The sequence below is a fragment of the Sphingomonas sp. CBMAI 2297 genome, assembly GCF_029870595.1.
Taxonomy (GTDB): domain Bacteria; phylum Pseudomonadota; class Alphaproteobacteria; order Sphingomonadales; family Sphingomonadaceae; genus Sphingomonas.
In genome coordinates this window covers 97,430-113,904 of record NZ_JAPDIR010000015.1, presented here as the reverse complement: position 1 = coordinate 113,904, position 16,475 = coordinate 97,430, and the positions used below count along the sequence as shown (strand labels likewise).

Sequence of the window (16,475 nt, the reverse complement as noted above, 5' to 3'; positions counted from 1 at the left end):
CGCCGCCCCGCCCCTCCCACGGGCGTGCTGCGGATGCGAAGATCGGCGGGGGCGGCCCGCCCGTGGGAGGGGCGGGGCGGCGCATGCGGATTTCGGCCGTGCCGCCCGAAAGCGCGGCGCCCGGCTATTGCGGCGCGCCGCTGACGGTCACGTTGGTGCGATTTCCCGCCTTGTCCAGCGCATAGGTGGTGGCGACGCCGTCATTGCTTCCCCCGGAATGGGCAACGCCGACCAGGCGCCCCAATGCGTCGTAGCTGTAGCTGGTCACCCCGGAGATCTGCGTGAGGGCAACCGCATATCCGCCCGCATTGTCGCCGAAGCAGCAATCGTTGATGTTGGCATAGAGGGCGCCGGACGCCGCCGCCGTGAAGACATAGCTGTCCCCCATGACGAAATAGTCGCCATGGCTGCCGGGGGATGCCGTGAACGTCCCCAGCAGGGCGCCGTAGAGCCGCTGGGGGCCGCCGATGCCATAGGCGGTCGGGCCGCTCGACGGATCATAGTCCAGGCCGTCGGGATAGAAGGCGGCGTAGGGCGGCGCGAAGCTCGCGGTGGGTTTGCCGATCGGCGTGAAGGTCAGGCCCTGGCCGCCATTGCAGCCGGTGCAGAGGTTCGCGATGCCGCCGGCGGTGACGCGATAGGTCTTGCCGGCGACGACATTGCCGACGAATATGGGTGCGGCGGACGTCGTGCCGACGTTGGCGACTTCCGTCAGGGTGACGGCATATCCGCCGGCATTGTCGCCCTCGCAGCAGTCGTTGATCTTCGCATAGAGCGCGCCCGACGCGCCCGCCACGAACATATGGGCCGCGCCCAGCACGAAATAATCGCCATGGCTGCCGGGGGATGCCGTGAACGTCCCCAGCAGGGCGCCGTAGAGCCGCTGGGGGCCGCCGATGCCATAGGCGGTCGGGCCGCTCGACGGATCATAGTCCAGGCCATTGGGGTAGAAGGCGGCATAGGGCGGCGCGAAGGCGCTGGTCGGCCTGCCGTCCGGCGTGAAGTTGAGACCCTGGCCGCCATTGCAGCCGGTGCACAGATCGGCGCGGCCGCGCGCCGTCACGCGATAGGCCTTGCCGGCGACGACATTGCCGATGAACGTCGGCGCCACCGATGCGGCGTTCACGGTCGCGGCCTGCGCCGGTCGATCCACGCTCAGCAGGAGCGCTACGGCTCCGATCGCCAGGAATAGCGCGTGCCTCATGCCCCCGATCACGATCTTCCCCCTTCCGCATCGGGCGGGGCACCGCGGCACCAGATCGGCATAGGTGCGGTGCGCCGGCCCCCGGCTGCCCTGGCATATCGATGGCCGATTTGGGTGCGCGGGGCAACCATTCGGGACGGACCGGCACCGGGTGCCGCCGCTCTCGCAGCGCGCCTCAGGATGGATGCATCGGAAAATAGCGATGCGTTATTGACAGGCTTTCTTTGCATCGGATAAAGCCGATGGAATGGAAACCGAAGCGGCTCTCTCGATGCTGGCGGCGCTCGCGCACCCCACGCGGCTGTCCACCTTCCGGCTGCTGGTCCGGCACGAGCCCGAGGGGCTGTCGACCGGGGAGCTGGTGGCGGCGAGCGGCCTCACGCAGAGCACCTTCTCCACGCATCTCGCGGTCCTCGTGAAGGCCGGCCTGGTCGTGCCCGAGAAGCGCGGGCGCCAGCAGATCCAGCGCGTCAGCATCGCCGCGCTGCGCGGCCTGATGCTCTTCCTCGCCAAGGATTGCTGCCAGGGCAGCGCCGAATTGTGCGAGCCGCTGCTCGCCGAACTGACCTGCTGCTGAGGGGCCGGCCGTGACCGACATCATCCTGTACCACAATCCCGATTGCGGCACTTCGCGCAACACGCTCGCGATGATCCGCAACGCCGGCCTGGAGCCGCACGTCATCGAATATCTGAAGACGCCGCCGTCGCGCGCCATGCTGGTCCAGCTGATCGCGCGCGCCGGGATCACTCCGCGCCAGCTCCTGCGCGAGAAGGGCACGCCCTTCGCCGAGCTCGGCCTCGGCGATGCGGGGCTGGCGGACGCGGCGCTGATCGACGCGATGATGGCGCACCCGATCCTCATCAACCGGCCGCTGGTCGTCACGCCGCTGGGGGTGCGGCTGTGCCGCCCGTCCGAGACGGTCCTCGACATCCTGCCCGCGCCGCAACGCGGCGCCTTCGCCAAGGAGGATGGCGAGCAGGTCGTCGACGCGGCCGGCAACCGCCTTCCTCCCGCGTGAACCGCCGCGCGATCGCCGCCGAGGCGCTGGGCGGCGCCATGCTGTCCGCGACCGTGATCGGCTCCGGCATCATGGCCGAGCGCCTGGCGGGCGGGAATGCCGCCATCGCGCTGCTCGGCAACACGCTGGCGACGGCGGCGATGCTGTTCGTCCTCGTCACGATGCTGGCGCCGGTTTCCGGCGCGCATCTCAATCCCGCCGTGACTCTCGTCCTGCGCCTGCGCGGCCGGGTCCGGACCGATGCGGCGATCGCCTATGCCGGCGCGCAACTGGCCGGCTGCGTCCTCGGCGCCTGGATCGCGCACCTGATGTTCGACCTGCCGATCCTGCAGCTGTCCGAAAGGATGCGCGGCGGCCCCGGCCAGCTGGCCGGCGAGGCGGTCGCGACCTTCGGGCTGGTCCTGACGATCCTGGGGACCGCGCGCCTGCGGCCTGGCAGCGTCCCGGCCGGCGTCGCGCTCTACATCGCCGCCGCCTATTGGTTCACCTCTTCCACCGGCTTCGCGAATCCCGCGATCACCATCGCCCGGTCGTTCAGCAACAGCTTCGCGGGCATCGCGCCGGCCGGCGTGCCCGGCTTCCTCGCCGCCCAGCTGGCGGGAGCGGTCGCCGCCTGGCTGGTTGGTGGCGTTCTTTTCCCCGATCGACGCGAGGATCGCTCATGAACCGTATCCGGGCATTGCCGGAACCCGATTATCTTCCGGCGCTGGACCGGGCCTTCGCGCCTGCGCGGCCCGCGCTGGGCCTTGGCGCCGCCGAGCCGCCGCCCCGCATCCTGCTGCTCTACGGCTCGCTGCGCGAACGTTCCTTTTCCCGGCTCGCGATCGAGGAAGCCGCGCGCCTGCTCCGCTTCTTCGGCGCGGAGACCCGGATCTTCGATCCGTCCGATCTGCCGCTGCCCGACCAGGTCGCCGGGGACGATCATCCGGCCGTGCACGAGCTGCGCGCTCTGTCGCTATGGTCGGAGGGGCAGGTCTGGTGCAGCCCAGAGCGGCATGGCCAGATCAGCGGAATCATGAAGGCGCAGATCGATCACCTGCCGCTGGAAATGAAGGGCAAGCGCCCGACCCAGGGGCGCACGCTCGCGGTGATGCAGGTATCCGGCGGCTCGCAGTCGTTCAACGCGGTCAACACGCTTCGCCTGCTGGGGCGCTGGATGCGGATGTTCACCATCCCCAACCAGTCGTCGGTCGCCATGGCCTATCGGGAGTTCGACGATGCCGGGCGCATGAAACCGTCGCGCTATTACGACCGGATCGTGGACGTGATGGAGGAGCTGGCGCGGATCACCGTCCTGATGCGCCCGCACGCGGAGCGGCTGGTCGACCGATATTCGGAGCGCAAGGCCGCGGGAATCCTGGCCGATCCATCCGGCGAGCGCGCGGATGCGGCGCTTGCCGATGGCGCATGATCCCGCTCAAGCCGCCCAGTCCCCGCGCGCCAGCCGATACACCGCGGTATCGCGCACATGGCCCGTCCAGGTGGTGAGGTCGGCCCCGCGCACCTCCATCAGTCCCGCGCCGAGCTTCTCGACGGCGCGGCGGGAGCGGGCGTTGCGCGTGTCGATGCGGAACTGGATCGCGGCATAGCCCCGCGCAAAGGCGCGTTCGATCATCAGCTGCTTCATCTCCGTGTTGAACGGCCCGCCGCGCACATCCGGGGCGATATAGGTTGCGCCGATCTCGATCGCGTCGTCCGCGCCCGGCACCGGGATGTAGCTGGTCATGCCGACCAGCTTCTCCGCGTCGCCGGACCCCGCCGCCTGGCGATCGAGCACCGCGAACATCGTCCAGCCCGGCATCGCGCGCAGGAGGCGCAGCGACGGGTCGAAATGCGCGCCCGCCATGCCGACCGGATAGATTTCCCAGATCTCCGGATCCTCCGCGCAGGCCGCGCGCAGCGGCTCGACATGCGCGTCTCCGAACGGCGCCAGCCTGACGCGCGATCCCGCCATGGGCGTGCCCAGCATGGCCATGCTCTCCTCTCCCGCCGCCGGCCCGGAGGATCGGTGTTCCGGCGCACAGGCACAGGCTTGGCGCGGATTGCAGCCCAATTGCGGCGCCTTCGCGGACGGTTGATGGCCGGGGCGGCGGCGTGCGCTACTCGATCGCCGCCGCCTGGTCGAGCAGGGCCGGCCAGTCGATCGCCAGGCAGGCGCCGATCGCCCGGCCCAGCGGGTCGTGCGGGTGCAGCCGGCCGCGGCTGAGCTCGCTGCTCATCGCCGTGCCGCCGCCATATTCCACCTTGAGCATCCGCAGGTCCGCCGCTGCCGCGCCGCTCGCGTAGATCGCCGGGTCGAGCCCGAGCAGCCCGGCCGCCAGCGGCTTCACGCCCGGCCTGGCGCCGCGCCAGGCCAGCCGGGCCCTGGACTGGAGGCAGCGCACCCCACGCGGCGTCTGACCGTGCGGCAACTCGCAATTGGCGAAGCCGGGGTTCAGCCACAGCTTCAGCCAGACCGCCGGCTGATGGGAGCGGATGCGCGATCCGATCCGTTCGTTGCCGCCGGTATGGGGCTGGATCACGTTGAGCCGGAACGTGATCGCGCCGCGCATGACCGGCCGGGCCTTCGCGCCGAATTCCGTGCCATAGCCCTCGACCAGCAGTTCCGGCTCGATGCTGGTGCCATGCGGGTCGCGGAACGGCGCCGAGGCCATCACCCGCTCGGCGAGGAAGGCCATGCGGCGCTCGAACAGCGCTTCCTCGTCCGGCCTGGACTGGCTGCGGGCGATGTCGGCCTTGTACGGGCCCGGTGCCGCCCAGCCGGGAACCTCCAGCCCGGGATAGGCGGCCATCGTCGATGCCGGGGCGAGATAGGGCGCGCGCCAATAGACGCCGAGATAGGCGGCATAGTCCTTGGTGGTGCCCGCCATCGGGCTGTCCCAGCCGGCATCGGGGAAGAGCGGCGGCCGGAAGCGGCGATGGCCCGGCATGTTGGGCTCGAGCGCGACCGACCCGGGGGGCGGCGCGACGCCCGCGGACAGCGCCACCGCATTGGACGGGATCGGGGTGCGCACGGGATGTTCGCGCAGCCCCTGCGGCGGCGCCACCGGGGTGAGGCCGCCGTCCTGGGCGAGGAGCAGCAGCGCGGCGGGAAGGGCGAGGATCTTCATTGCGCGCGCGGTGCTCCCGGGCTGTTCAGCCGGTCGACGAGGGGGCGCCAGTCCGGCAGGAAGCTGGCGGCGATCAGCCGGCCATAGATCGTGTCGGGCGAAAGCGAGCCCTGATGCGCGAGGCGCGCCTCGATCGGGCTGCTGGCACCGGGCTCGACGGTGAGGATCTGGATGTCGGTCTTCGGCCGGGCGGGATCGAAGAAGCGGGGGTTCTCCACTTGCTTGCCGCCGCCGCCGCGGAATTCCGAGACATGGGTCGGCCGGTCCCCGGCGACGACCAGCGCCGCGAAATCGGGCAGGAACGCCACTTGCGTGCCGTGGTAGCGGCCCCAGGCCGGCCCGCCGCGCAACGGAATGTTGGAGGTGATGGCGATGCCTGCATTGTGCCCCTGTTCCGGCACGTGCCAGCGGCCGTCGCTGCCCTGCTTCGCCCCGGGGGTGGCGAGGTGCAGGGCGGGTGCCCCGATCACCAGGCGGAAGCTGTAGACCTCGACGCCGGCAATGTCCTTGCGACGCGTCATCCACACCGAGCCGCGCAGCGCCATGCCCTGGGCGCGCTGGAGCGCGGGCATCTTGAGCACCGCCTGGTACAGGGCATCGGCCTGGGCAAACAGCGTGTCGACCGCCGCCTTGGGCAGGCCGGGATCCGCGAACACCGCCGCGCGGGAGAGCCGCTGTGCCACCGCTCCCGCCGCGGTGCGGGATTCGCCCGCCGCGCCGCGCACCTTCGCCTGCGGCCAGGCGCGCCAGAAATCGATGAGATAGTGATAGGCGAATCGGAGATTGGTGCCGGGCAGATAGGGGCTCTTGGGGCCGGCCCCGGCGGGCAGGTTGCTGCCCTTGATGATCGGTAGCAGCCGCGATTCGACGGCGGGCGAATCATAGTCGCCCTTTTCGTAGAAGGGCGTGCCGTCCTCCACTCGAAGCAGGCGCGTGGTCTCGACCGGCCGGTCCTCCGGCGCCCGCAGCTCCCAGCGGCCATAGGGATCATAGGTGGCACCGGACTGTGGCCGGTCGGGGATCGTCGCGGGAATCTGGGCGCGGACCTGAGGCACCCATCCCGTTGCCGTCGCCAGTATTGCCGCTGCCACGACAAGACGCATGCATCCCTCCATCGGGTGATGCGGAAAGACCGGAGCGGCGAGACGGGCAATCGGGGTGCGACGGACCTTGCGCAGGGCGCGACCGGGCCGGCCGGTTAGGGCGCGGGCCGAAGCCCGCGCCCACCGATGGAGACCGCCGGTGGGCGCCGGCAGCCCGCCAGGCTCCCGCGTTGCCACGAGCGCCGTGCGACGTGAGGGGGGCCGGTGCCGCGGCCGCCCAAGTCCCTTGATCCGCCCCGGCTATTGGCCGGCCGGCCGCCGGCCTCAAGCGGCACGTTGCTCATTTTGGCGGAACCGCGGGCCGAGGCTCAGTCGAACGCCACCGGCGCGGGGCGGCCGGCGAGATAGGCGCGGGCGGGATCGTGGAGCGGGAAACCGTTTACACCCAGGCGCGCGAGCAGGAGCCGGACAGTGGAGAAGCTCCGGACGCTGGTCGCGATCGATTCGGGGCGGTTGAGCCAGGCTTCGGAGACGAGGAGCTTCTTCTTGCCCACCCGCTCGACGCGGCCATCCTCGAGCAAATGGGTGAGGCGGCGGCGCACCGTCGCCTCGGGCAGGCCGAGCGCGCGGGCCACCGCGCTGGTGCGCACCGGCATGCGCAGCGACGGCGGCGGTTCCTTGCGGCCATCGGCATAGTGCCAGGAAAGCTCGCGATCGGCGTTGAGGAGGCGCGAATTGGCGGCGTAGATGGTCGAGAACAGCACCAGTTCCAGCCAGTCGCGATGCGTCCGCCGGTTGGTGTCGACCACCGCGAGCATCAGGTCGATCGCGGCCTGGACCCCGGCGGCGTGGTGATAGGGGCGGACGGTGCCCACTTCGGGCATCGGCACGCCGGCGCGCGCCATGTCGGCGACGAAGCGGACGGCGGCGTCATGGACGAGCGTGAGGAATTCGGTGAGCGCCGGCGAGCGCAGCTCGGCGGGGCTGGCGAGGACGCCGTCCGCCCGGCGCTCGCACCAGCCGGCATCGACCAGCGCGTGCACGTGCCGGCGCACCGTCTCATAGGGGCGGGACAGCGACATGGCGAGCGAATGGGCGGAGACGGTGGGGGCGAGCCCCTCCCGCGTGCCGAAGGGATAGGTGTCGCGCGTGATCACCGCGAAGATCGTCACCCGGTCGAGATCGCCGTCGAACAGGCGGATCGCGCGCGCCAGCACCGTCGTCTGCAGCTCGGCGAGCAAGCGGGTCATGAGCCGGATCGGCGGGGGATCGGGAGGCAGGCGGATCGACATGCTCTGCGCCGATACTCGCCGCTGCGGGCGCCGGCAGCTAGCCCGGCAAGGCCGTATTTCGCCAATTTGAGTAGCAGGAAACCGCAGATTCCCGAGGAAAATCAGCCGAAACCGTCCAATCGGGTAACCATGTTCGGCCCGGCACGGCTCGAGCCGGCCCTTGCCCGCGCGGGCGCGGCGCGAGACAAGCGCGGCAAAGAAGGAGGGGGAGCCGCATGAAATCCTGGATCGCCGCGACGCTGCTCGCGCTCGGCATGGCCGCCCGGCCGGCCGCTGCGCAGACCGCGCCGGTGCCGCCCGAACGGCCGGCCTGCCGCGAAGTGGGTGACCTGCCTTTCCTCGTCATCGATGCCGGCAGCACGGCGCGGCTGGGCGCGATCGGGCTCGACCGGGCGGCGATCTTCGCTCAGATGCGCGAGACCTCGATCCCCGAGACGATGGGCTGCTGGGCGATGCCGGTGGGCAATTTCGACAGCCAGCTCGTCTCGGTCGGCATGGCGCAGTGGAATTTCGGGACGGGCAGCCTGCAGCCCCTGCTCCAGGCGTGGAAGCGGGCGCAGGGCGGCGGGTTCCGCCGCGCGCGCAGGGCGCTGATGCCGCTCCATGGCAAGACGATCTTCTCGCATGCCTGCCTGGCGGTGCCGGTGAAGCCCCGGTGCCGCGACAAGATCCTGGCGGCGCACGGGCCGGACGGGAAGCTCGATCCCGTCCTGTGGGGCGAGTTCAACGCGCTGTTCGAGAGCGACGCGATGCTGCAGGTGCAGCTCGACACCTATCTCGCGCTGCTCGAAGCGGTGCGGCAGGACCTGTTGCGCGTGTTTCCCGAGGGGCCGATCACGCTGCGCAAGGTGCGCTGGGCAGTGGACACCAAGGTGCAGCAGGGCGGCTTCCCGCTCGACGAGGACCTGGCGCGGCTGCGGCGCAAGCTGGCGGCGATGCCCGAGGGCGAGCGCTGGGAGCGGCTCGGCGCGATCTTCGCCTGGTACGGGGCGCTGTCGCGCTCGATCGACCAGGACGGCGTGCAGCGCGACTGGGCCTGGAATCTCGATCGCTGGGGCTGCCTGCTCGACCGGCGGCGGATCGATCCGGAGCAATATGAGATGCTCCATTTGACCTTCCTGCGCAGCCGCACCGCGATCGGCAATTCGGGGCGCTGGCAGGCGTTGACCTTCGAACGGCGGGCCAAGATCATCCTCGGGGTGGGCAGCGTCTCGGGCAAGGCGGACGGAGAATGTTTGCGCTGACCCCTTGGAACCGGCGGCGCGGCCATCCATTACGTGACGGGAACATTTATCCGGAGTGCAGGGCGATGCGTGGTTTGCTGGTGACGGCGGGATTGTTGGCGGTGGCGGGCTGTGCGAGCCCGCAGAAGGACGCGCGCTACATGGCCGGCCATGCCCGCGCCCAGGCGGACCTCAAGATGGCCGACGGCACCGATGTCGGCAAGGCGATCGCCGAGGAAGTCGACGGCTCGATCCGCGTGATGGTGGAAGTGCACGGCCTGACCAAGGGCGTGCACGGCACGCACGTCCACACCGTGGGCAAGTGCGAGGGCCCCGACTTCGCCAGCGCCGGCGGCCATTGGAACCCGACCGCGCACCAGCATGGCAAGGACAATCCGATGGGTCCGCATGCCGGCGACATGCCCAATCTCTCGGTGGGCGAGGACGGCCGCGACCGCACGATCTTCGTGCTGCCCGGCGGCACCTATGCGGGGCTGATGGACGAGGACGGCGCGGCGCTCGTCGTCCATGCCAATGCCGACGACTACAAGACCGATCCCTCGGGCAATTCGGGCGGGCGCATCGCCTGCGGCGTCTTCCACGCGATGTAGGGCGGGGCGCGGTGGGGAGGGTTCCGTGACGTCGGTGCTGTTCGTGTGCCTGGGCAATATCTGCCGTTCCCCGCTTGCCGAAGGCGCGCTGCGGGCGGCTGCGGAACGCGCTGGGCTGGACATCGCAGTGGATTCGGCGGGGACCGGCGACTGGCATGTCGGCGCGCCGCCCGATCGCCGCGCCCAGGCGGCGGCCCGGCGCCACGGAGTCGACATCTCCGGCCTGAGGGCGCGGCAGGTGCGGCCGGAGGACTTTTACCGCTTCGACCATGTGCTGGCGCTCGACGACCGGAATCTGCGCGACCTCGCGGCGATCGCCCCGGCGGATGCGACCGCCGAGTTGAGGCTGCTGATGGATATCGTGCCCGGGCGCGAGGGCAGCTCGGTCGCCGATCCCTATTTCGGGACGGACCGCGACTTCGACACGACCTGGGCGGAGGTGAGCGCCGCCGCCGATGCGCTGGTGGCGCGGCTGGGGCGGGCGGGGTAGGGCACCTCGCCGGCGGACATTTGCTCGCCGGACCTCATGCGCTATCGTCAAGGGATCATGCGGCGTGCAGCGGACCCGGGAACCGGCATCTGGAACTATCGAGATCCCGTTTGGGCATGCTGCCCAACCTGCAGCGGACCAGCGCGTGCCACCACGGAAGGCGAGGGATATCGGCTAAGCTGCATCCAATGTGGGTTGAATCGCGCGATCCGCGATCCGCTTGGTCATGCGCGAGCTGGAGGTGGCGAGGATGGCCGGTTTGGGCTGCGGCTCTATTTGAGCGTGCAGATAGGCAGGCGTCATCTCTGGGCCTATAACGCCGCGCACATTGATGCGCTGATGGACTATCTATCGGCATCGTTGCGGGAGCGGCCCATAGGCACTTCGCTTCGAAACCAGACAATGATGTCTCGCATTCCACTATGGATGAAGAGTGCTTCGGCTCGGCCACGTATCCTGAGAGCGCTTCGCAAATTGCGCGACGAAGCTGCCCGCAAGGGACTCTCCTGAAGACGGCGACGCCATGCGTTCGAAATGCGTTTGCGGCGGCTGTCACCCGGCTCTTCGAGCGCCCGAAAACGGGCTGACGGCAACCGCCCCGATGATGGCAATTCCACGCGATCGTCGCATGATCTATGCGCCTTCATGTATCGTCTGTTTGGGCGCGACCCAGCAGCCGGCATTGGGAGGGTCGACAATCGGAATGGCTAAGCCGTCACTGCTGCCGGGAGAGCGGATCGCTTGGGAAGGAAAACCATATTCCGGTCCGATATTTCGTCCGGTTGAGGTGTTCCTGATTCCGTTCAGCCTCGTCTGGGGTGGATTTGCGGCATTCTGGAACGCGAGCGTTTGGACGGCGAACGCGGATTTGTCCTTCAAGATCTTTGGCCTCCCGTTCCTTGCCATTGGCCTCTATTTCACCTTTGGCAGATTCTTGCTCGACGCCAGTCTTCGGAAGAAGATGACCTACTTCGTTACGAACAAGCGCATCCTCATCGACAAGCGCGGTCGCGGATCGAGTACCAAATCGCTGGACATCAACCGTCTTCCCGCTCTCGAATTCGACGAACGATCGGACGGATCCGGCACAATACGCTTCGGTGCGTCCGGCGGATGGTTCATGAGTAACAATTTGGGTATTTGGCAGCCGACGTTCGATCCAACGCCACAGTTCATGAGGATCCCGAACGTCCGCTCCGTATATGAACTCATCCAGAAGCAGTCGGGCGCCTAGCCACCCATTGCCGGGTCGAAGACGAAAGCTGCGTGATTGTCTGGCCGCGGGCCGGCCGGCCGATCAGCGGGCTGGCCGGCCCCGAACCGCCGCGACGCCCTGCAGGATGTTATCGACCACGAATTGCGGCGCTTCGTGCGGCAGGCCGTGGCCCGCGCGTTCGGCAATGTTCTGATGCGCGTTGGTCGACAGGGACAGATACTCGCGCTGCATCCGCTGGGTGGCGTCCTCCAATTTGACGGCGATCGGTTCCGACAAGCCCGGGACCATGCGGAAGCGCGGGCTGTGGGTCGCGACGATCACCGGCTTGCTCCCCAGCGATGTGAGCAGATGCGCCTGCGCGGCGCTGGCGCGCATGTCGAGCCGCTCGTCGTTCCTGGCCGGATCCGCCTGCACGCTCAGAAGGAAGGCACGCGCATCGGTCACGGCCTTTTCCTCGCCCGGTGCCGGTGCGGGCAGCTGCGCCAGCCATTTCGAGAACTGGTCGGGATGCGTCGTCGACACCAGCACCAGCCCCGCCGTGTCGGCCGGATATTGCGCCGCGAACACCTGGGAATGGAGCCCGCCGATCGAGTGGCCGACGAGCAGATAAGGTCCCTTCTCGCCCGCCGCCGACAATGCGGCATGCAGATCGCGGGCGGCGTCCCGGCTGGTGCGCGGCCCTGCGGGTGCCGGGTCGCTCCCGCCAAGCCCGGCGCGATCGTACAGGCAGGTACGCGCGACCGCCGCCACCTGGTCCGCGATGCCTCGCCAGCCCGGATCCTCGACCGGCGCGGTTCCCATGCCGGCGTCGATCACCACCGTCGGCCCGCCGCTGCCCGTGCAGGACAGGCGGATCGACCGCCCGCCGACATCGAAGCGGCCATCGACCGGCTTCTCCTGGCCCGCCGCGATCGTGGCGGAAGCGAGGATGGCCGCGCAGGACAAGAGCTTGGCAATGAGCATGGTGTGCATATGCGCCTCCCGTTCGAAGGCGAGGATCTAAGCATGGATCGCGCACCGCTCACAATGCCGGCCGTCCGGACGCGTTGACCCGAGCCGGGGCATGACCCTAGGGATGGCATCCCCCGATGCGGACGGATGGCGAGAGGCGCGTGATGCAAAGGACTGCCATAGGATTTCCCCTCGGCATCGCGATCGGCGTGATAGTCGGGGCGCTGATCGGCAACATGGCGATCGGCATTTTGCTCGGCCTCGCCCTGGGCTTCGGGATCGTGAAACTGCCGGGGAAGCGCAGCGGGTCCTAGATCGAGGACCCGATCGGGGTTCCGGCTTCCCGCGTCCTCGCGGCGATCGGCGCGATATCGGCGGCGGCGTCTTTTCCCGGCGGACGCAGCATGTATAAACCACGGCCGGGGCGGGGCGCATGGGGAGCATGGATGGCTGAAGCCGATGCCGCCTGGCCCAGCCACGGCGGAGAAACAGGGGAGAGGCTGCGGGCACCGGACTTGGCGGTGCCGGAGCTCGGCCCGATCGCGGGCTGGCCGCGCGAACTGAAGGTCGCGATCGACCTGATGCTCGCTTCGCCGCAACGGACCTTCATCACCTGGGGCCCGGATTATCTGTTCTTCTACAACGACCGCATCCTCGACGCCTATCGCGACGAGGATCGCCGGATCTTCGGCCGCTCCTATCGCAAGAGCTGGCCGGCGGTGTGGGAAGAGGTGGGCACCCATTTCGAGCGGGCGTTCGCCGGCGAGCCGGTGCTCCGCCCCGGCCTGCACGTGCAGACCATACGCGGCGGCGGCGAGAAGATCGACATCCATGTCGACCTGGCGCTGACGCCGATCCGCGATGCGGCGGGCAAGGTGGTGGGCATCTTCGGCACCAGCGCCGATCGGACCGAGCATTTCCACATGGCGGCGCGTGAGCGCGACGTGCGCGAGGCGCTGGAGGAGAAATCACGCACGCTGGAAGTGGTCAACCAGGCGGGCACCGCGATCACCGGCGAGCGCGACAGCGCGCGCGTGGCGCAGACCGCGGTGGATGCGGGCGTGGCGCTGATCGGCGCGCAGTTCGGCGCCTTCTTCTACAACAGCACCGACGAGACCGAGGGCGAGCGCTACATGCTCTACGCGCTGTCCGGAGCGCCGCGCTCGGTGTTCGACAAATTCCCGATGCCGCGGATCACCCGGTTGTTCGAGCCGACCTTTGCCGGGACGGGCATCATCCGCGTCGACGACGTCACCGCGGATCCCCGCTATGGCCGGAACGCGCCGTTCAAGGGCATGCCCGAGGGGCATCTGCCGGTGCGCTCCTATCTGGCCGTGCCGGTGCGCACCCCGGCGGGGGACGTGATCGGCGGCCTGCTCTACGGCCATCCCGAGCCCGGCCGGTTCAGCGCCGCCGCCGAGGCGAGCCTGGTGAGCCTGGCCGGCCAGGCGGCACTGGCGATGGACAATGCCCGGCTGTTCGAGGCTGTGGCGCGCGAGCTGGCGCGTCGCGCCGTTGCCGAGGAGGAGCTGCGCGTGCTGAACGAGCGGCTGGAGACGCGCGTCGCCGAGGCGGTGACCGAGCGCGAGACGGTGTTCGCCGCGCTCCAGCAGGCACAGAAGATGGAGACGATCGGCAAGCTCACCGGCGGCGTGGCGCATGACTTCAACAATCTGCTCCAGGTGATCTCGGGCAATCTCCAGCTTCTCGCGCGCGACGTGCAGGGCAATGACAAGGCCGAGCGGCGGGTGGCGAACGCGCTGGCGGGGGTGCAGCGCGGATCGAAGCTGGCCAGCCAGCTGCTCGCCTTTGGCCGGCGCCAGCCGCTCGAGCCGCGCGTGCTCAACATCGGCCGGTTCCTGGGCGGCATGGAGGACATGCTGCGCCGCGCGCTGGGCGAGGCGATCGCGATCGAGGTGATCACCTCCGGAGGGCTGTGGAACTGCCAGGCCGATCCGACCCAGCTGGAGAATGCGATCCTCAACCTCGCGATCAACGCGCGCGACGCGATGGCGGGCACGGGCAAGCTGACGATCGAGGCGGCGAACGCCTCGCTCGACGATGCCTATACCAGCGGGCTGGATGACGTGCCGCCGGGCCAATATGTGATGCTGGCGGTGACCGACACGGGCACCGGCATCGATCCGAAGCTGATCGAGCAGGTGTTCGAGCCCTTCTTCTCCACCAAGCCCGAGGGGCAGGGATCGGGGCTGGGGCTCTCGATGGTCTATGGCTTCGTCAAGCAGTCCGGCGGCCATGTGAAGATCTATTCCGAGCTCGGCCACGGCACCACGCTGAAGCTCTATCTGCCACGCGTGCGCGGGCGCGAGGAATTGGTGGCCGCCTCGCCCGAGACCGTGACGATGCGCGGCGGCAACGAGACGATCCTGGTGGCCGAGGACGATCCGGACGTGCAGGCGACGGTGGTCGAGCTGCTGACCGACCTGGGCTATATCGTGCTGCGCGCCAACGACGCGCAGAGCGCGCTGAGCGTGATCGAGAGCGGCGTGGCGATCGACCTGCTGTTCACCGACGTGGTGATGCCGGGCGCGCTGAAGAGCCCGGAGCTGGCGCGGCTGGCGCGGGCGCGGCTACCCGAGCTCATGGTGCTCTTCACCTCGGGCTATACCGAGAACGCCATCGTGCACGACGGGCGGCTGGACGTGGGCGTGGAGCTGCTCTCCAAACCCTATACCCGCGAGCAGCTGGCGCGAAAGGTGCGCGCGGTGCTGGAGGGGAAGAAGCGGGGTTAGGACCCATATTCTCCCCTTCCTGGAAGGGAGGGAAGTCAGGCCTGGAGCGGATAGCGTTCCACTGCCTCGTAGCGCGCGCCTTCATGGCCGAGATGGCTTTCGAACAGGTAGAAATGGTCGAGCGCGAAGGATGGGCTGGCGAGGCCGGCATGCGCCTCGACGAAGCGCTCGGCGGCTTCGGCGGGAGCGTTCATCCGCGCCAGGGTAATGTGGGGGAGATAGGCCCGGCGCTCCGGCGGCTGGCCGGCGCGGACCAGCGCCTGGTCGATCTTGCGGTGGAGCCCGGCGAGCCCTTCGCGCGGGCGGATGCCGGCCCAGAGCGCGTTGATCCGGCCGCGGCTGTCGAACGTGCCGACACCCTCCAGCGCGACCGCGAGCGGCGGCCAGCGCACCGAGGAAAGCGCAAGCGCAGCGTCCTCGGCGGCGCGCTCGTCGACTTCGCCGATGAAGCGCAGGGTGATGTGGAGCTGGCCGTCGTCCTGCCAGCGTGCGCCGGGAATGCCGCCCATCAGCGCGCGCAACTGGGCGCGGATCGGGGCGGGTGGACGCAGGCCGACGAACAGGCGAAGCATGGCCATGGCACTAGCGCGCCCGGTTTTGCTTGAAAACACCCGGCGCGGGGGCGATATTCACGGATACCGGCAGGTGCCGGGCAAAGGAGTTTTGAAATGGCTGACTGGTCGGATCCCCGGACGGGCGCGCCCTATGTGACCGCCGGCGCGGGCGCGGATGCGCGCGACGCGGGGCTCAGGTCGTACATGCTGTCCGTCTACAACTACATGGCTTCGGGCGTGCTGCTGACCGGCATCGTCGCGCTGCTCTTCGCCAAGAGCGGGGCGATCGCGGTGCTGTTCACCGAGCAGGCGAACGGCGCTGTCTCCCCCTCGCTGCTCGGCTGGATCGTGATGCTCGCGCCGCTCGGCATCGTGCTGGTGATGAGCTTCGGCCAGATGCGCCTCTCCACCCCGGCGATGCAGGCGCTGTACTGGGTCTATGCCACGGTGATGGGCCTCTCGCTCTCGACGATCTTCCTGCGCTACACCGATACCTCGATCGCGCAGGTGTTCTTCGCGACGGCGGCCGGCTTTGCGGGGCTCAGCCTGTGGGGCTACACCACGAAGCGTGACCTGTCGGGCATGGGCACCTTCCTGATCATGGGCCTGGTCGGCCTGATCGTCGCTTCGATCATCAACCTGTTCCTGCAGTCGGGGCCGCTGAGCCTGGCGCTCAGCGTGATCGGCGTGCTGCTGTTCGCGGGCCTCACCGCCTATGACACGCAGAAGATCAAGAGCATGTATTTCTACGTCCAGGGCAGCGACATGCGCGGCAAGGCCGTGGTGCTGGGCGCGCTGACGCTCTACCTCGACTTCATCAACATGTTCCTGTTCCTGCTGCGCCTGTTCGGCAGCCAGCGGAACTGATCCGGGGCGCCGCGCCGAGTGCGGCATCGCGAGATCCCGGGAAATGCGGCCCGGCGGGGAAACTCGCCGGGCCGTTTTCTTTTGCGCCTGGGCGAAGGCGGGTGCGGGAACGCGAATCGCCGGGCGTTCGTTACAGCCCGGC

Annotated in this window: 18 protein-coding genes; 11 read left to right on the top strand and 7 right to left on the bottom strand. The window is 69.2% G+C overall.

Annotated elements, in window-relative coordinates:
• Window positions 1-124: 124 nt before the first annotated feature.
• Window positions 125-1,204 carry a hypothetical protein gene (locus tag OMP43_RS18615; RefSeq protein WP_280281032.1) on the bottom strand — a complete coding sequence of 360 codons (1,080 nt, stop codon included), beginning with the start codon at window positions 1,202-1,204 and terminating at the stop codon, window positions 125-127.
• Window positions 1,205-1,451: 247 nt separating this feature from the next.
• On the opposite strand from OMP43_RS18615, the gene OMP43_RS18610 reads away from it, so the two are divergent.
• From OMP43_RS18610 to arsH, 4 genes are read left to right on the top strand one after another with little or no spacing between them, the layout of a single operon-like run.
• On the top strand, window positions 1,452-1,781 hold the full coding sequence (locus OMP43_RS18610; RefSeq protein WP_280281031.1) for a metalloregulator ArsR/SmtB family transcription factor: 330 nt from the start codon (window positions 1,452-1,454) through the stop codon (window positions 1,779-1,781).
• Between the two features lie 10 nt (window positions 1,782-1,791).
• Entirely contained in the window at window positions 1,792-2,223 is a 432-nt protein-coding gene (arsC, locus tag OMP43_RS18605) for an arsenate reductase (glutaredoxin) (RefSeq protein WP_280281030.1), read from the top strand.
• Window positions 2,220-2,888, top strand: coding sequence for an MIP/aquaporin family protein (locus tag OMP43_RS18600; protein WP_280281029.1), 669 nt, complete (start codon window positions 2,220-2,222; stop codon window positions 2,886-2,888). Before arsC ends, OMP43_RS18600 begins: the two co-directional genes overlap by 4 nt.
• The gene (gene arsH, locus OMP43_RS18595) at window positions 2,885-3,634 is read left to right on the top strand and encodes an arsenical resistance protein ArsH (protein ID WP_280281028.1); all 750 of its coding nucleotides are present in this window, start codon (window positions 2,885-2,887) and stop codon (window positions 3,632-3,634) included. Before OMP43_RS18600 ends, arsH begins: the two co-directional genes overlap by 4 nt.
• Window positions 3,635-3,640: 6 nt before the next feature.
• Here the strand turns inward: arsH and OMP43_RS18590 are convergent, their stop codons facing one another.
• The 4 genes from OMP43_RS18590 to OMP43_RS18575 form a co-directional block, all read right to left on the bottom strand.
• Window positions 3,641-4,198, bottom strand: a complete 558-nt coding sequence (locus OMP43_RS18590) for a GNAT family N-acetyltransferase (RefSeq protein WP_280281027.1) — start codon at window positions 4,196-4,198, stop codon at window positions 3,641-3,643.
• Between the two features lie 124 nt (window positions 4,199-4,322).
• Window positions 4,323-5,333, bottom strand: coding sequence for a hypothetical protein (locus OMP43_RS18585; RefSeq protein ID WP_280281026.1), 1,011 nt, complete (start codon window positions 5,331-5,333; stop codon window positions 4,323-4,325).
• Entirely contained in the window at window positions 5,330-6,436 is a 1,107-nt protein-coding gene (locus OMP43_RS18580) for a hypothetical protein (RefSeq protein WP_280281025.1), read from the bottom strand. The genes OMP43_RS18585 and OMP43_RS18580 overlap by 4 nt, the downstream gene beginning before the upstream one ends.
• Window positions 6,437-6,744: 308 nt before the next feature.
• Entirely contained in the window at window positions 6,745-7,668 is a 924-nt protein-coding gene (locus OMP43_RS18575) for a hypothetical protein (RefSeq protein ID WP_280281024.1), read from the bottom strand.
• A gap of 215 nt (window positions 7,669-7,883) precedes the next feature.
• Here OMP43_RS18575 and OMP43_RS18570 point away from each other — a divergent pair, with 215 nt between their 5' ends.
• From OMP43_RS18570 to OMP43_RS18555, 4 genes are all read left to right on the top strand, one after another.
• On the top strand, window positions 7,884-8,912 hold the full coding sequence (locus tag OMP43_RS18570; RefSeq protein ID WP_280281023.1) for a hypothetical protein: 1,029 nt from the start codon (window positions 7,884-7,886) through the stop codon (window positions 8,910-8,912).
• A 65-nt stretch (window positions 8,913-8,977) separates the two neighbouring features.
• A complete protein-coding gene (locus OMP43_RS18565; protein WP_280281022.1) occupies window positions 8,978-9,502 on the top strand; it encodes a superoxide dismutase family protein in 525 nt (174 codons plus the stop codon).
• Between the two features lie 25 nt (window positions 9,503-9,527).
• On the top strand, window positions 9,528-9,992 hold the full coding sequence (locus tag OMP43_RS18560; RefSeq protein ID WP_280281021.1) for a low molecular weight protein-tyrosine-phosphatase: 465 nt from the start codon (window positions 9,528-9,530) through the stop codon (window positions 9,990-9,992).
• A gap of 628 nt (window positions 9,993-10,620) precedes the next feature.
• The gene (locus OMP43_RS18555; RefSeq protein WP_280281020.1) at window positions 10,621-11,226 is read left to right on the top strand and encodes a hypothetical protein; all 606 of its coding nucleotides are present in this window, start codon (window positions 10,621-10,623) and stop codon (window positions 11,224-11,226) included.
• Between the two features lie 63 nt (window positions 11,227-11,289).
• Here the strand turns inward: OMP43_RS18555 and OMP43_RS18550 are convergent, their stop codons facing one another.
• Window positions 11,290-12,180, bottom strand: a complete 891-nt coding sequence (locus tag OMP43_RS18550; RefSeq protein WP_280281019.1) for an alpha/beta hydrolase — start codon at window positions 12,178-12,180, stop codon at window positions 11,290-11,292.
• A gap of 143 nt (window positions 12,181-12,323) precedes the next feature.
• Here OMP43_RS18550 and OMP43_RS18545 point away from each other — a divergent pair, with 143 nt between their 5' ends.
• Both OMP43_RS18545 and OMP43_RS18540 read left to right on the top strand, forming a co-directional pair.
• On the top strand, window positions 12,324-12,473 hold the full coding sequence (locus OMP43_RS18545; RefSeq protein WP_280281018.1) for a hypothetical protein: 150 nt from the start codon (window positions 12,324-12,326) through the stop codon (window positions 12,471-12,473).
• 132 nt (window positions 12,474-12,605) lie between these two features.
• On the top strand, window positions 12,606-14,912 hold the full coding sequence (locus OMP43_RS18540; protein ID WP_280281017.1) for an ATP-binding protein: 2,307 nt from the start codon (window positions 12,606-12,608) through the stop codon (window positions 14,910-14,912).
• Window positions 14,913-14,947: 35 nt separating this feature from the next.
• Here OMP43_RS18540 and thpR read toward each other — a convergent pair whose 3' ends face one another.
• Window positions 14,948-15,484, bottom strand: coding sequence for an RNA 2',3'-cyclic phosphodiesterase (gene thpR, locus OMP43_RS18535; RefSeq protein WP_280281040.1), 537 nt, complete (start codon window positions 15,482-15,484; stop codon window positions 14,948-14,950).
• 96 nt (window positions 15,485-15,580) lie between these two features.
• Between thpR and OMP43_RS18530 the strand changes: the two genes are divergently transcribed.
• Complete coding sequence (locus OMP43_RS18530) at window positions 15,581-16,333, top strand: Bax inhibitor-1/YccA family protein (RefSeq protein ID WP_280281015.1); 753 nt, start codon at window positions 15,581-15,583, stop codon at window positions 16,331-16,333.
• Window positions 16,334-16,475 lie beyond the last annotated feature (142 nt).

Excerpts from the sequence above, each read along its gene's own strand:
- OMP43_RS18540 (WP_280281017.1), top strand. The coding sequence starts at position 12,606 with ATGGCTGAAGCCGATGCCGCCTGGCCCAGCCACGGCGGAGAAACAGGG.
- OMP43_RS18555 (WP_280281020.1), top strand. The coding sequence starts at position 10,621 with ATGATCTATGCGCCTTCATGTATCGTCTGTTTGGGCGCGACCCAGCAG.
- OMP43_RS18530 (WP_280281015.1), top strand. The coding sequence starts at position 15,581 with ATGGCTGACTGGTCGGATCCCCGGACGGGCGCGCCCTATGTGACCGCC.
- thpR (WP_280281040.1), bottom strand. The coding sequence starts at position 15,484 with ATGCTTCGCCTGTTCGTCGGCCTGCGTCCACCCGCCCCGATCCGCGCC.
- arsH (WP_280281028.1), top strand. The coding sequence starts at position 2,885 with ATGAACCGTATCCGGGCATTGCCGGAACCCGATTATCTTCCGGCGCTG.
- OMP43_RS18570 (WP_280281023.1), top strand. The coding sequence starts at position 7,884 with ATGAAATCCTGGATCGCCGCGACGCTGCTCGCGCTCGGCATGGCCGCC.
- OMP43_RS18610 (WP_280281031.1), top strand. The coding sequence starts at position 1,452 with ATGGAAACCGAAGCGGCTCTCTCGATGCTGGCGGCGCTCGCGCACCCC.
- OMP43_RS18580 (WP_280281025.1), bottom strand. The coding sequence starts at position 6,436 with ATGCGTCTTGTCGTGGCAGCGGCAATACTGGCGACGGCAACGGGATGG.
- OMP43_RS18585 (WP_280281026.1), bottom strand. The coding sequence starts at position 5,333 with ATGAAGATCCTCGCCCTTCCCGCCGCGCTGCTGCTCCTCGCCCAGGAC.
- OMP43_RS18565 (WP_280281022.1), top strand. The coding sequence starts at position 8,978 with ATGCGTGGTTTGCTGGTGACGGCGGGATTGTTGGCGGTGGCGGGCTGT.
- OMP43_RS18550 (WP_280281019.1), bottom strand. The coding sequence starts at position 12,180 with ATGCACACCATGCTCATTGCCAAGCTCTTGTCCTGCGCGGCCATCCTC.
- OMP43_RS18590 (WP_280281027.1), bottom strand. The coding sequence starts at position 4,198 with ATGGCCATGCTGGGCACGCCCATGGCGGGATCGCGCGTCAGGCTGGCG.
- OMP43_RS18575 (WP_280281024.1), bottom strand. The coding sequence starts at position 7,668 with ATGTCGATCCGCCTGCCTCCCGATCCCCCGCCGATCCGGCTCATGACC.
- OMP43_RS18615 (WP_280281032.1), bottom strand. The coding sequence starts at position 1,204 with ATGAGGCACGCGCTATTCCTGGCGATCGGAGCCGTAGCGCTCCTGCTG.
- OMP43_RS18545 (WP_280281018.1), top strand. The coding sequence starts at position 12,324 with ATGCAAAGGACTGCCATAGGATTTCCCCTCGGCATCGCGATCGGCGTG.